Origin of the sequence: Escherichia sp. Marseille-Q3837 (assembly GCF_916618735.1) — a bacterium.
Classification (GTDB): Bacteria; Pseudomonadota; Gammaproteobacteria; order Enterobacterales; family Enterobacteriaceae; genus Escherichia; species Escherichia ruysiae.
Window position 1 is genome coordinate 1,551,390 of record NZ_CAKAKC010000001.1, and the last position, 13,320, is coordinate 1,564,709.

The window sequence follows — 13,320 nt, forward strand, 5'->3', positions numbered from 1 at the left end:
CGGTGCAAAAGTCAAAACAAAAGAAAAAAAGCCTCGGGGGGAAGTAAAAGCCAGATAAAGAAATGAAAGTGTAAACGCCACTCACTGTCTTTTACTAACAGCGGCGGGGCGCTTACCTCATATTCCTTCCTCGACCGGACATTCTTTATGGCAGCGGCCTAACTCGTCCACCAGACTGGTCAGCCCACGGTGTCCGCACTCCAGCGCCTGCACACGGAATTCTTCTCCGCTTAACCCTTCGCGCTCCAGCACCATTTCCAGTAATAGTTGCAAATTGGTGCCGGTGATCACTTCACAGCCCGGTTTTTGCATCGCCAGCGTTGAAGCTACGCGAAACGGTGTGCCGCCCAGCAAATCCGTCAGAAAAACAATGCCGTCTTCACAATCCAGTTGGGCGATGGCTTCTTCAAGCTGCGATGTAAGCAGCGCGGTGCTTGAGGTTTCCGGAAAATCAATGGCGATAAACTGTGATTGCTCACCGAGGATTTGCTTCATTGCTTTTTCCATGCCGCTGGCAAATCCACCATGCCCTGTCAAAATAATACTTAACATCTAATACCTCATTGTATTTAAAGGAAATGACAGAATTTACCGACGATGCCGAGAACCACAGTGATTGCAATCAGGCGCAGCGGACTCCAGCCGCGACGTACCAGCCAGAACATGGTCAGGGTATAGACCAGCGGTAAGAAGGCAGGCATCAGTTTGTCGATAACGTCAGTCTGTAGCTTAACCACTGCGTCGCCTGCCGTGATTTCCAGCGTGGTGCTTAATCGGACATAGGTTGCTACCAGCGCGCCGATCACCGTCATCCCGACGATAGACGCCGCATGACCGACTTTTTTGGTATTCGCTTTAATTAGCGGGATCGCCGCCACGCCCATTCGATAAGCGTAATGCGCAAGACCAAAACGCAGACCGAGATGCACCACGTTGAATAACACGATAAATACCACGGCGCCGAGAATAGAGCCTTGCAACGCCAGACTGGCACCAATCCCGCCGCAAATTGGCAGCAACGTCAGCCAGAACATCGCATCGCCAATCCCGCCGAGCGGCGCACCGACAGCAATTTTGGTGCTCTGAATACTGTTAACGTCCTGCTTAGAACGCTCCATCGCAAGGATAATGCCGATCACAAACGTCACCAGAAACGGGTGAGTATTGAAAAAGCCCATATGGCCTTTCATGGCGCGCGCCAGGTCGCGTTTATTGGTATGGATCTTTTTCAGTGCAGGCAGCAGACCGTACAACCAGCCGGAAGCCTGCATACGTTCGTAGTTGAAAGAAGCCTGTAACAGCATGGAACGCCATGCGACGCGATTGATATCTTTTTTCGTTAACTCCGCGCCAATGCTTTGATCTTCATATACGTTTTCATTGACGCCAGTCAGCAGTGCTTCTTCGTTTTCACTGACGTTCGGCAGGGTCGTTTGATTAGATGCCATCTTCAAATTCCTCTTTCTGTGCCGCAGGTTGAATCGGTTCAGGAGATTTACGCAGCAGGTCGATCAGCGCCATCGCCAGCGCGGCAGCAGCAATAGCCAGCACTGGTAACTTGAGCCAGGCGGCGGCAACAAAGCCCAGGATGAAGTAGGGGATGTAGACGTTTTTCATCATGATTTTCAGCAGCACGGCAAAACCGATTGCTGGCATGATGCCGCCTGCGACACCGAGGCCGTCGATTAAGCGTTGCGGCAGGACATCAATGATGGTTTTGGCATGTTCCGCACCGAAGTAAATCGGCAGGAAAGCGCAGAGAAAATAGAAGATGCCGAGCGCCAGCAGCGCCAGATAGTTCACGCGCTCAATGCCGCGCGTATCGGCATTTTCCGCCATCCGGTCGCAACGGGACATCACGCCAGACATCACCGAGAACAGGAAGGTAATCCCCATCTGTACCGCGACGGCGAAAGGTACGGCGATACCGACCGCGACATCGGGTTTCACGCCGGTGGTAATAGCAAATGCCGTACCGACTATAGTACCGATAATTACGTTAGGCGGCTGTGCGCCCGCCAGCGGAGCCAGTCCCATCCATACCAGTTCCAGCGTACCGCCGGTTAAAATACCGGTATGTAGATCGCCAAGTACCAGCCCAACCAACGGTCCAAGAACCACCGGGCGATGTATATGGGTTAAGCCGTTAAACATATCCAGGCCAGCGATAAAGGCGAGAATGCCCAACACGAATGCCTGCAACAGACTGATTTCCATAATGAATCCCTCAAAGTAATTTAAAGAGCTCCACAGCAGGTTCTGTCGGGACGCCCTGAACGAAGCATTCCACTCTGGCGGTTTTCAGATCGTTAAACGCCGCGATATCACCCGCATCCACAGAAACCGTTTTGGCGATTTGCTGCTTGCCATTGGTGTAATGCATATTGCCAACGTTAATGCGACTCACCGGGACACCACCTTTTACCAGCGTCAGGAAATCGGCTGGTGTTTTGCAAACCAGCAGGATTTTCTGCCGGTCAGCGGCGCGATGGATGTTGTCGATCACTTTTTGCAATGACCAGAAACGCACGGCGATCCCTTCTGCCAGTACCATTTCCATCAGGTTTTGTTGTACCGGATCTTCGGCTACCTCGTCGTTGGCGACCAGAACCAGATTTGCCCCCGCAAATCCGACCCACTGAACGCCGACCTGACCGTGAATCAAGCGTTCATCAATCCGGCTTAAAACAATATTTGGCATAGCGTGTTCCTCTTGTTTTGGTTATTGGCCTCCACAGGCTGTGTGGTACTGCGCCAGGATGTCCTGAATATGGTTGATAATGAGCGCCCTCGGCGTTGGTTGTAGCTCGCCGGAGCGAACTTTGACGTATTGCAGCGGCAGATACTGGCTGATGAGCGGCAGCGGAATTGGGGCATCCGCCAGGTTACGAATCAGATGGGCGAAAGCGTTATCAATCTGGCTGTCCGGCCAGTAGTAGCGCACGCGATCTGAGTAGCTGTAACCGCGTGCCAGACGACGTGCGTTGCCGTCACCGTGGTAGTGGCTTTGCCAGTATTCCGGGCGATCGAGCATCACGTTTTCCAGTATCTGACGCAGACCGGAACAGGCTTTCGCTGGCACCAGCTCTTCTTCAATCGCCGCCAGAGAAAACAGGGCCTCACGCAGGGCGAAGGTCAGCGCCGGGCCAACTTTCAGAATGGCAAAGTGGTCGATTACCAACTGGCGCAGCGATTGCGGCGTTTGATAATCGGTAGAGTGAGCTTCGAAAATCAGCGTTTCATAGTGTTCAATCATCTGGCTTAAGGCGGTCGCTTTGGCTGGCTGATAATCAATAACGTTGGTGTGATCGAATTCGACGCCGGGTTGTACTACCAGGGCAATGATGCGTGGCCAGATGGCATTCAGACCCTGCTTTTCAAAAGCGTGACGATGAGCTTCCAGCGTGGCGCGGGCGGCATCCGGCGTGGTGACCGCCAGTTCGCTTAAGGTTTCATGAGCGCCGCCAGGCACCGGCACTTCAGTACCAATGACATACACCAGATCGGCTTCGCCAAAGTGTTCGCGGCAGGTTTCTTCCGCCACTTTCGCCAGACGGGCAGCGCGTTCAGCCACGATATCATCGGTTAAGGGAACCGGATCGCCCTGACAGGACATACTGCAATCAAGATGGATTTTTTTGAACCCCGCCGCGACGTAGCTTTTAATCAAATCATCGGCATTGGCCATCGCCTGAGCGGCAGGCAGATTCTGCCAGCGGTTTGGCCCCAGATGGTCACCGCCGAGAATCAACGCGTCTTGCGGGAAATTCAGCGAGTCGGCAAGCTGGCAAACAAAGCCGCGAAAATCGGCGGGCGTCATTCCGGTATATCCGCCGAACTGATCCACCTGATTGGAGGTTGCTTCAATCAGTAACGGCGTTTGGTTTGCGAAGGCGTAGTGGATGGCGGCTTCCAGTACCAGCGGATGCGCGGAGCAAACGGCATAAATCCCATTTGTTTTGCCCTCTTTGTGCTGTCTCACCATTTCTATCAGATATTTCACTTTCCTCTCCAGGCCAGATAACTGCCATTGCTGATCTTTCGTTTTGTTTCAGTTGATACTGCGTCATGGTGAGGTAAAAATAAAACGAAAGGTAATTGTTTTCTGATCTGATTCACAAAAGAAACATAATGAAAGCTTCTGAAACAGGAGTCGCTTGCGTCAACGGGCAAGGTGGGCTTGCATTTGCTTAATAGAACGGTATTAATAATAAAAACGAAATGAAACGAAAGCTTTACGAAAGGATTTTCTATGAGTAATACCGACGCATCAGGTGAGAAACGAGTGACTGGCACCAGCGAACGACGAGAGCAGATCATTCAGCGCCTGCGTCAGCAAGGGAGTGTGCAGGTTAACGATCTGTCAGCATTATTTGGCGTTTCTACCGTGACGATCCGCAATGATCTGGCGTTTCTGGAAAAACAGGGGATCGCCGTGCGTGCGTATGGTGGCGCGTTGATCTGCGATGGCACGACGCCGTCAGTTGAGCCTTCGGTGGAAGATAAAAGCGCGCTGAACACGGCGATGAAACGCAGCGTTGCGAAAGCTGCCGTTGAGTTAATTAAGCCTGGTCATCGGGTGATCCTCGATTCCGGAACCACCACCTTTGAGATTGCCCGTCTGATGCGCAAGCACACCGACGTAATTGCGATGACCAACGGTATGAACGTGGCTAATGCGTTGCTGGAAGCTGAAGGGGTGGAACTGCTGATGACCGGAGGGCATCTGCGCCGCCAGTCGCAATCTTTTTACGGCGATCAGGCTGAACAATCGCTGCAAAATTACCACTTCGATATGCTGTTTCTCGGCGTGGACGCTATCGATCTGGAGCGCGGCATCAGCACGCACAATGAAGATGAAGCTCGTTTAAACCGCCGGATGTGCGAAGTTGCGGAACGGATCATCGTGGTCACCGATTCCAGTAAGTTCAACCGCTCCAGTTTACATAAGATCATCGATACTCAGCGGATCGATATGATCATTGTCGATGAAGGCATTCCTGCGGATAGTCTGGAAGGACTGCGAAAGGCTGGGGTTGAGGTGATTCTGGTCGGGGAGTGAGAAATGGTGCCCGCTGGTCAAAACGGATGCGTTCGGCGGGCATTGTGAACACCATCAATGGGTTTCTTCAGTCTCTCTGGTGAGGGTTTCCCAGTCGGCAGGAGGATGTCCTCTTTTTAACATTTTGCTGAATACGGTATAGGCATCTGTTTTTTTACCGTAGGTGCGCAGCGTGTTTTCATCGTTCATCCATCCCAGAATGATGACTTTCTCTTTTTCGCTGTAACGAAAGAAGAGACGATAACGACCAGCGCCAAATTTTACCCGTGACCAGTCTTTATTTTTTCCTGAGCCTAACGACTTGCCATGACGGAATGCCGGTGATGATGGATTGACCGTGATATGCTCCTCAATAACTTTATGTACTACTGCCAATAACTTTGTGGCGGCTTTTTTCTGATAATTTTCAGGATCTTTCCCCTTTAATGTCTCAACTTCGGCAACTAAAGCGTCGTAGGTTTCCTGAAAGCAGGGATGAGCATATAGCGCCCAACCATTAACCCTTTGTGGAAAATCCATTATTCGTCGTCGCCAATCTCATCATCAATGTTGACGTCCATGCCAGCGACAAGTCTCTTTCCTTGTTGAATTTCGAATGGACGAGTTTTTTGCGGGTTGTTCTGGATATCTGCATCCAGAAAACGCAAAAATGCATTCATAGTATGATCCTCCTGTTCATCTCCCACGCGGCACATAAATACTTGCCCACCAGGCAGGATTTCGTAATGAATGCTGTCCAGGCCTGGCTTCAGTTTTAAGGCCTCACGCACTGGCGCGGGGATAGTTGTTTGTCCGCGTATCGTGACCTTTGATTCAGTGGTCAGTACAGCGTTAGAGCGAGCATTAGCGGGCATTGTTCACTGTCCTTTTACAGCCTTTTTTCTGCTCAAATTATAATCTTCAACTAAGGTAATGCAAATGCATTATTAATGGATGACGGGACTTGAAACAATAAAAACATGGCACTAAGGCCATGTTTTGCGAGGCGCGTTCCAAAAGAAATCAGGTCACCGGCGCCGGGTTAAACACCGCCAGTTGGTTATGCAGTCCCCATTGATCCGAGAAGGTTTTCTTCTTCCCGCTGGCGACATCGAGAATAAAGTGGAACAGCTTCCAGCCCACCTCTTCAATGGTCTCTTCGCCGGTGGCGATAGTGCCCGCATTAATATCCATCAAATCAAACCAGCGGTTCGCCAGTTCGGTGCGGGTCGCCATTTTAATGACCGGCACCGCCATCAGACCGTACGGTGTGCCGCGACCGGTCGTAAATACTTGCACGGTAATCCCTGAAGCCACCTGTTGGGTGCCACAGACGAAATCGCTGGCTGGCGTCGCGGCGTAAATTAATCCGCGTTTGGTCGGACGCTGACCGGGTGACAGCACTTCTACAATCGCGCTTTTACCTGATTTAGCAATGGAGCCGAGTGCCTTTTCCACCACGTTTGCCAGACCGCCTTTTTTGTTACCCGGCGAAGGGTTGGCGCTGCGGTCGGTTTTCCCCATATTGAGATAGTTGTCGTACCACTCCATCTCTTCCAGCAGGCGCTTGCCAACCTCTTCGTTAACAGCGCGCGGCGTCAGCAGATGAATGGCGTCACGCACTTCCGTGACTTCTGAGAACATCACCGTTGCGCCGCAGCGCACCAGTAAATCAGATGCATAACCCACTGCCGGGTTTGCCGTTACACCAGAAAACGCATCGCTGCCGCCGCACTGCATACCGACAACCAGTTCTGAAGCAGGACAGGTTTCTCGCTGCCGTTGATTTAATTTGTGCAGATGGCGCTCGGCAACTTGCAAAATATCCTCGACCATTGACTGAAAACCGACATGTTTTTCATCCTGCAAGCTGACAATACTGGCACTTTCCACTGGAATAGCCGGTACATCATCCGTGCCGATCAGCAGGCGCTCAGGTTGCAATTTCTCGCAACCCAGACCAATCACCATCACCTCACCGCCAAAGTTTGGGTTAAGCGAAATGTTGTGAATAGTACGAATAGGCACCACCGCCGCCGGAGCGTTAATCGCCACGCCACAACCGTACAGATGATTCAGCCCCACCACGCCATCGACGTTCGGGTATTTCGGCAGCAGGTCACGCTCAATGATTTTCACCACGTAATCCACCACGCCCGCCACACAGTGGACGCTGGTGGTGATGCCGAGCAGGTTTTTGGTTCCCACGCTGCCATCGGCATTGCGATAGCCTTCAAAGGTATAACCTTCAAGCGCCGGTAAGGGTTCCGGCACTTTAGTTGCCAGTGGCAGCGTGTGTAATGGCGGCGCTTCCGGCAGTACTACCATTGATTCGTCGATCCAACTTCCGCGTGGGATCGCGCGCACGGCGTAACCAATCACTTCGCCATAACGAATAATTTCACCATTAGCCGGAATGTCCAGCAATGCGACTTTATGCCCCTGGGGAATATGTTCAATTAATTCCAGCCCATCCGGAAAACGCGTTCCTGCTTTCAGGCCATTATCATTAACAATAATTGCCACATTATCTGTGTTGTGAACTTTTATATAAAACGCAGTCGGCGTTTCTTGTCTGATTTCGATGTTGGCCATTATCCCGTTTTCTCCGGTCGCTGGTAATAATAAATTTATGTTGATTGATTCTGATGACAGAAATAATTTTATCTGCGAGATGGAATAAGAGTGTCAGGAGATGAAAAGTCAGTATGTGATCAACATCACTAATTATCGTGATAGCAGGGCAACCGGGGCAGGCAAAGCGTAAATATGTGCATTGGCACGCAGCGTGATAGGCATATGCTCAAAATAATATTTATATCAGACAAACATAATGAGCATTTGCACAATGCCTATTGTTTCTGTGCTGATTATACTCATTGTCGAAAACGGATTTATTATTGTGCAGTGGCCAATATTCGTTAATAGAATATTTAATAAATAGCACTGACCTTTTTGCTATCGACTGAATATAAACATGATTAGTGGGATTGATGAATAAGGAACGCATGTGCCTTTTTAATCTTACTGCCTATTTTTATTGTCATCGAAGAGATTGCCCTCTTTCAATACTGCACCAGGAAGCCTGATTGGCGACATTAAACGTATGGAATTGCAGAAATAAGCAAAGGTATAAGCGATGAATAACGATATTTTCCCAAATAAGTTCAAAGCCGCGTTGGCAGCGAAACAGGTACAGATTGGCTGCTGGTCAGCACTTTCTAACCCAATTAGCACGGAAGTTCTTGGTTTAGCTGGCTTTGACTGGCTGGTGCTGGATGGCGAACATGCGCCAAACGATATCTCCACGTTCATTCCTCAGTTGATGGCTCTGAAGGGGAGCGTCAGCGCGCCAGTGGTGCGTGTACCGACCAACGAACCGGTGATCATCAAGCGTCTGCTGGATATCGGTTTTTATAACTTCCTGATCCCCTTTGTGGAAACGAAAGAAGAAGCGGTGCAGGCGGTGGCATCTACCCGTTATCCACCAGAAGGTATTCGCGGCGTCTCCGTTTCTCACCGCGCCAATATGTTTGGCACCGTGGCGGATTACTTCGCTCAGTCGAATAAGAACATCACCATTCTGGTGCAAATTGAAAGCCAGCAAGGCGTTGATAACGTTGATGCTATCACCGCAACCGAAGGCGTGGACGGTATCTTCGTTGGCCCCAGCGATCTGGCAGCGGCATTAGGCCATCTCGGCAATGCGTCGCATCCAGATGTGCAAAAAGCGATTCAACATATTTTTAATCGCGCCAGAGCCAACGGCAAACCCTGCGGCATCCTCGCCCCTGTCGAAGCCGATGCGCGTCGTTATCTGGAATGGGGCGCTACGTTTGTGGCCGTCGGCAGCGATCTCGGCGTATTCCGTTCCGCCACGCAGAAACTGGCAGATACCTTTAAAAAATAACCACCACCGCAACAAGAGAGATGATTGATATGACTATGAAAGTTGGTTTTATTGGCCTGGGTATTATGGGTAAACCAATGAGTAAAAACCTCCTGAAAGCAGGTTACTCGCTGGTGGTTGCTGACCGTAACCCTGAAGCCATTGCTGAAGTGATTGCCGCAGGCGCAGAAACAGCGTCTACGGCTAAAACTATCGCTGAACAGTGCGACGTCATCATAACCATGCTGCCAAACTCCCCTCATGTGAAAGAGGTGGCGCTGGGTGAAAATGGCATCATTGAAGGCGCGAAGCCAGGTACGGTATTGATCGATATGAGTTCAATCGCTCCGCTGGCAAGCCGTGAAATCAGCGAAACACTGAAAGCGAAAGGTATTGATATGCTGGACGCCCCGGTGAGCGGCGGTGAACCGAAAGCCATCGACGGTACGCTGTCAGTGATGGTGGGCGGCGACAAGGCTATTTTCGACAAATACTATGATTTGATGAAAGCGATGGCGGGTTCCGTGGTGCATACCGGGGAAATCGGTGCAGGTAACGTCACCAAACTGGCAAACCAGGTCATTGTGGCGCTGAATATTGCCGCGATGTCAGAAGCGTTAACGCTGGCAACCAAGGCGGGCGTTAACCCGGATCTGGTTTATCAGGCAATTCGCGGTGGACTGGCGGGCAGTACCGTTCTTGACGCCAAAGCGCCTATGGTCATGGACAGAAACTTCAAGCCAGGCTTCCGTATTGATCTGCATATTAAGGATCTGGCAAATGCGCTGGATACCTCCCACGGCGTTGGTGCGCAATTGCCGCTAACTGCTGCGGTTATGGAGATGATGCAGGCACTACGTGCCGATGGTTTGGGAACGGCGGATCATAGCGCCCTGGCGTGCTACTACGAAAAACTGGCGAAAGTCGAAGTTACTCGTTAATGACGTCGCGCCCGGATGGCGTATTGCAATCCGGGCCTGGAATCCAGGCCGAATAAGAGAAACGCCCTCCGGCGTCATGTGGTAACAGGCACAGGTATGAAAATCGTAATCGCCCCAGACTCTTATAAAGAAAGTTTATCTGCCAGCGAGGTTGCGCAGGCGATAGAAAAAGGATTTCGGGAAATTTTTCCTGATGCACAGTACGTTTCTGTTCCGGTTGCTGATGGCGGCGAAGGAACGGTGGAAGCGATGATTGCAGCTACCCAGGGTTCCGAACGTCACGCCTGGGTTACAGGGCCACTGGGCGAGAAGGTGAATGCCAGTTGGGGGATCTCTGGCGATGGTAAAACCGCGTTTATTGAAATGGCGGCGGCCAGTGGGCTGGCGTTAGTACCGTCGGAAAAGCGTGATCCGTTGGTGACGACTTCTCGCGGCACGGGAGAGTTAATTTTGCAGGCGCTGGAGAGTGGCGCGACCAGTATTATTATTGGCATCGGCGGCAGTGCCACCAACGACGGCGGTGCGGGGATGATGCAGGCGCTGGGGGCGAAGTTAAGCGATGTCAACGGTAATGAAATCGGTTTTGGCGGCGGCAGTCTTAATACCCTGAATGATATTGATATCTCCGGCCTCGATCCGCGTTTAAAAGATTGCGCTATTCGCGTCGCCTGCGATGTCACTAATCCACTGGTGGGCGATAACGGTGCTTCGCGTATTTTTGGCCCGCAAAAAGGGGCTAATGAAGCCACGATTATCGAGCTGGACAAGAATCTCTCTCACTATGCTGATGTCATCAAAAAATCGCTGCATGTTGATGTGAAATACGTCCCCGGTGCAGGGGCTGCAGGCGGTATGGGGGCGGCGCTAATGGCGTTTCTTGGCGCAGAGCTAAAGAGCGGCATTGAGATTGTGACGACGGCGCTCAATCTGGAAGAACATATTTATGATTGCTCGTTGGTGATCACCGGAGAAGGTCGCATCGATAGCCAGAGCGTTCACGGCAAAGTGCCGATTGGCGTAGCGAACGTCGCGAAGAAATACAATAAACCGGTAATTGGTATTGCGGGTAGTCTAACGAAGGATGTCGGCGTTGTGCATCAGCATGGCATCGATGCTGTATTCAGCGTGTTGAACAGTATTGTTACGCTGGATGAAGCTTTCAGCGGGGCTTATGACAATATTTACCGTGCTTCACGCAATATCGCCGCGACGCTGGCGATTGGAATGCGTAACGCGGGGTGACAAGGGCGCGCAAACCCTCTATACTTCGCGCCGAAGCTGACCAGACAGTCGCCGCTTCGTCGTCGTCCTCTTCGGGGGAGACGGGCGGAGGGGAGGAAAGTCCGGGCTCCATAGGGCAGGGTGCCAGGTAACGCCTGGGGGGGAAACCCACGACCAGTGCAACAGAGAGCAAACCGCCGATGGCTCACGCAAGTGGGATCAGGTAAGGGTGAAAGGGTGCGGTAAGAGCGCACCGCGCGGCTGGTAACAGTCCGTGGCACGGTAAACTCCACCCGGAGCAAGGCCAAATAGGGGTTCATAAGGTACGGCCCGTACTGAACCCGGGTAGGCTGCTTGAGCCAGTGAGCGATTGCTGGCCTAGATGAATGACTGTCCACGACAGAACCCGGCTTATCGGTCAGTTTCACCTCTTCAACAGAAACCCGCCAGTGCAAAACTGGCGGGTTTTTGCTTTTGAAGCAGGCAGTAAGATGAATGACTGTCCACGACGCTATACCCAAAAGAAAGCGGCCTGTTGGTTCAATATAAACACTCTTTTTAGTCACCCCGTGCTCTCTTCTGATAACTTACTTCGAATGGCAATTATTAGTTTTGTGATCCTCAACACAAAATACTGTTCTGCAACCGGAATGCGAGAATAAATCATGGAAAACGATTGCATTCACAAAATGACGTTCTGCAAAAGAGACAATGAATGACGTTAATCAATTGTTCGAGATGATCAATATCTGTATTCGAGATTTTAAAATATTGATAAAATAAATGTTCTATCTCCAACAAATAGCGCAAAAAAATGTGATGTACCGCATTATTTATCTGTGGAAATGATTTATTTATAATAAAACTTGATAACTTGCTCATTAAATTTAACTTAAAAGTCGTCTGCGAAATACACGATAATTGCTTGAAATATCGCCTAAGAGCATTTTTTAATAACAAAAATTAAGTGTGTCGTTATCGCCATAAAATATGGTTATCCCCCCTCATTTTTTTGATAAAAGTCAGCCTTTGTGTTGATTTTATTTATCTAACTCATTGATATTAAATGGTTATATGCCTTTAAGGATATACCTGGAAAACTAATGAAAGTTAATTTGTGAGTGGTCGCACATATCCTATTCATTGCATTTTGATACACTTCATACCGTCAATGAGGTAATTAACGCGGGTTGTTATGAGCACTATTCTTCTTCCTAAAACGCAACACCTGGTAGTCTTTCAGGAAGTCATCAGAAGTGGCTCTATTGGCTCGGCTGCAAAAGAATTAGGGTTAACTCAACCAGCGGTCAGTAAAATCATTAACGATATCGAAGATTATTTTGGCGTGGAATTAGTGGTGCGGAAAAATACCGGTGTAACGCTGACGCCAGCGGGTCAATTGTTGCTCTCACGCTCCGAATCCATTACCCGCGAAATGAAAAATATGGTTAATGAGATTAGCGGTATGTCCTCTGATGCAGTCGTGGAGGTCTCATTTGGTTTTCCATCGCTGATCGGCTTTACCTTTATGTCCGGGATGATCAACAAATTCAAAGAGGTGTTCCCGAAAGCGCAGGTCTCAATGTATGAAGCGCAATTGTCCTCGTTCTTACCGGCTATCCGCGACGGGCGTCTGGATTTTGCGATAGGTACGTTAAGTGCAGAAATGAAGCTTCAGGATTTGCATGTCGAGCCGCTGTTCGAGTCAGAGTTCGTACTGGTTGCCAGTAAGTCCCGAACATCCACCGGCACCACCACGCTGGAGTCTTTGAAAAACGAACAGTGGGTGTTGCCGCAAACGAATATGGGATACTACAGCGAACTACTCACCACGTTACAAAGAAATGGCATCAGTATTGAAAACATTGTTAAAACCGACTCAGTCGTGACAATTTATAATCTTGTTCTCAATGCTGATTTCTTAACCGTGATTCCCTGCGATATGACTTCACCTTTTGGTTCTAATCAATTTATTACCATTCCGGTTGAGGAAACATTACCGGTAGCGCAATATGCCGCAGTATGGTCGAAAAATTATCGTATTAAAAAAGCAGCATCGGTTTTGGTGGAATTAGCCAAAGAATATTCATCTTATAATGGGTGTAGACGAAAGCAATTAATAGAATCTTGTTAGTTATTTGTTTTTTTATTTAAACATAAATAATCCACCTGCCTTTTTGCAGGTGCTGGTTACGGTTACCTACATATTTAATTCAGGCTAAGAGGTT

Annotated in this window: 14 protein-coding genes and 1 other RNA gene; 6 read left to right on the forward strand and 9 right to left on the reverse strand. The window is 49.9% G+C overall.

Features of this window, described 5'->3' with window-relative positions; translation table 11 throughout:
* Window positions 1-117: 117 nt before the first annotated feature.
* From agaF to kbaZ, 5 genes are read right to left on the reverse strand one after another with little or no spacing between them, the layout of a single operon-like run.
* On the reverse strand, window positions 118-552 hold the full coding sequence (gene agaF / locus LG381_RS07300; RefSeq protein WP_000948825.1) for a PTS galactosamine/N-acetylgalactosamine transporter subunit IIA: 435 nt from the start codon (window positions 550-552) through the stop codon (window positions 118-120).
* Between the two features lie 17 nt (window positions 553-569).
* Complete coding sequence (gene agaE / locus LG381_RS07305) at window positions 570-1,448, reverse strand: PTS N-acetylgalactosamine transporter subunit IID (RefSeq protein ID WP_024212648.1); 879 nt, start codon at window positions 1,446-1,448, stop codon at window positions 570-572.
* Window positions 1,438-2,217, reverse strand: a complete 780-nt coding sequence (gene agaW / locus LG381_RS07310; RefSeq protein WP_000406229.1) for a PTS N-acetylgalactosamine transporter subunit IIC — start codon at window positions 2,215-2,217, stop codon at window positions 1,438-1,440. Before agaW ends, agaE begins: the two co-directional genes overlap by 11 nt.
* Before the next feature lie 10 nt (window positions 2,218-2,227).
* On the reverse strand, window positions 2,228-2,701 hold the full coding sequence (agaV, locus tag LG381_RS07315; RefSeq protein ID WP_032226366.1) for a PTS N-acetylgalactosamine transporter subunit IIB: 474 nt from the start codon (window positions 2,699-2,701) through the stop codon (window positions 2,228-2,230).
* A gap of 21 nt (window positions 2,702-2,722) precedes the next feature.
* On the reverse strand, window positions 2,723-4,003 hold the full coding sequence (gene kbaZ, locus LG381_RS07320; RefSeq protein WP_225762193.1) for a tagatose-bisphosphate aldolase subunit KbaZ: 1,281 nt from the start codon (window positions 4,001-4,003) through the stop codon (window positions 2,723-2,725).
* A 249-nt stretch (window positions 4,004-4,252) separates the two neighbouring features.
* Here kbaZ and agaR point away from each other — a divergent pair, with 249 nt between their 5' ends.
* The gene (gene agaR, locus LG381_RS07325) at window positions 4,253-5,062 is read left to right on the forward strand and encodes an aga operon transcriptional regulator AgaR (protein WP_225762194.1); all 810 of its coding nucleotides are present in this window, start codon (window positions 4,253-4,255) and stop codon (window positions 5,060-5,062) included.
* Between the two features lie 54 nt (window positions 5,063-5,116).
* Here agaR and yhaV read toward each other — a convergent pair whose 3' ends face one another.
* The 3 genes from yhaV to garD all read right to left on the reverse strand — a co-directional run bounded on the left by yhaV (window position 5,117) and on the right by garD (window position 7,636).
* On the reverse strand, window positions 5,117-5,581 hold the full coding sequence (gene yhaV, locus LG381_RS07330; protein ID WP_032221941.1) for a type II toxin-antitoxin system ribonuclease toxin YhaV: 465 nt from the start codon (window positions 5,579-5,581) through the stop codon (window positions 5,117-5,119).
* On the reverse strand, window positions 5,581-5,916 hold the full coding sequence (gene prlF / locus LG381_RS07335; protein WP_016159726.1) for a type II toxin-antitoxin system antitoxin PrlF: 336 nt from the start codon (window positions 5,914-5,916) through the stop codon (window positions 5,581-5,583). The genes yhaV and prlF overlap by 1 nt, the downstream gene beginning before the upstream one ends.
* Before the next feature lie 148 nt (window positions 5,917-6,064).
* Window positions 6,065-7,636, reverse strand: coding sequence for a galactarate dehydratase (gene garD / locus LG381_RS07340; RefSeq protein WP_032226362.1), 1,572 nt, complete (start codon window positions 7,634-7,636; stop codon window positions 6,065-6,067).
* A gap of 544 nt (window positions 7,637-8,180) precedes the next feature.
* Between garD and garL the strand changes: the two genes are divergently transcribed.
* The 4 genes from garL (at window position 8,181) to rnpB (ending at window position 11,522) form a co-directional block, all read left to right on the forward strand.
* Window positions 8,181-8,951: a 2-dehydro-3-deoxyglucarate aldolase gene (gene garL / locus LG381_RS07345; RefSeq protein ID WP_001058058.1), complete on the forward strand. Its 771-nt coding sequence runs from the start codon at window positions 8,181-8,183 to the stop codon at window positions 8,949-8,951.
* Window positions 8,952-8,980: 29 nt separating this feature from the next.
* The gene (garR, locus tag LG381_RS07350; RefSeq protein WP_105280914.1) at window positions 8,981-9,871 is read left to right on the forward strand and encodes a 2-hydroxy-3-oxopropionate reductase; all 891 of its coding nucleotides are present in this window, start codon (window positions 8,981-8,983) and stop codon (window positions 9,869-9,871) included.
* Between the two features lie 96 nt (window positions 9,872-9,967).
* Window positions 9,968-11,113 (forward strand): glycerate 2-kinase, encoded by a 1,146-nt coding sequence (gene garK / locus LG381_RS07355; RefSeq protein ID WP_222679652.1) that lies wholly within the window; start codon window positions 9,968-9,970, stop codon window positions 11,111-11,113.
* Between the two features lie 32 nt (window positions 11,114-11,145).
* Window positions 11,146-11,522: RNase P RNA component class A (gene rnpB, locus LG381_RS07360), an RNA gene on the forward strand.
* Between the two features lie 233 nt (window positions 11,523-11,755).
* Here the strand turns inward: rnpB and tdcR are convergent.
* Window positions 11,756-11,974 (reverse strand): transcriptional activator TdcR, encoded by a 219-nt coding sequence (gene tdcR, locus LG381_RS07365; RefSeq protein WP_225762195.1) that lies wholly within the window; start codon window positions 11,972-11,974, stop codon window positions 11,756-11,758.
* Between the two features lie 313 nt (window positions 11,975-12,287).
* Here tdcR and tdcA point away from each other — a divergent pair, with 313 nt between their 5' ends.
* Entirely contained in the window at window positions 12,288-13,226 is a 939-nt protein-coding gene (gene tdcA, locus LG381_RS07370) for a transcriptional regulator TdcA (protein ID WP_000104199.1), read from the forward strand.
* The last annotated feature ends 94 nt before the right edge of the window (window positions 13,227-13,320 follow it).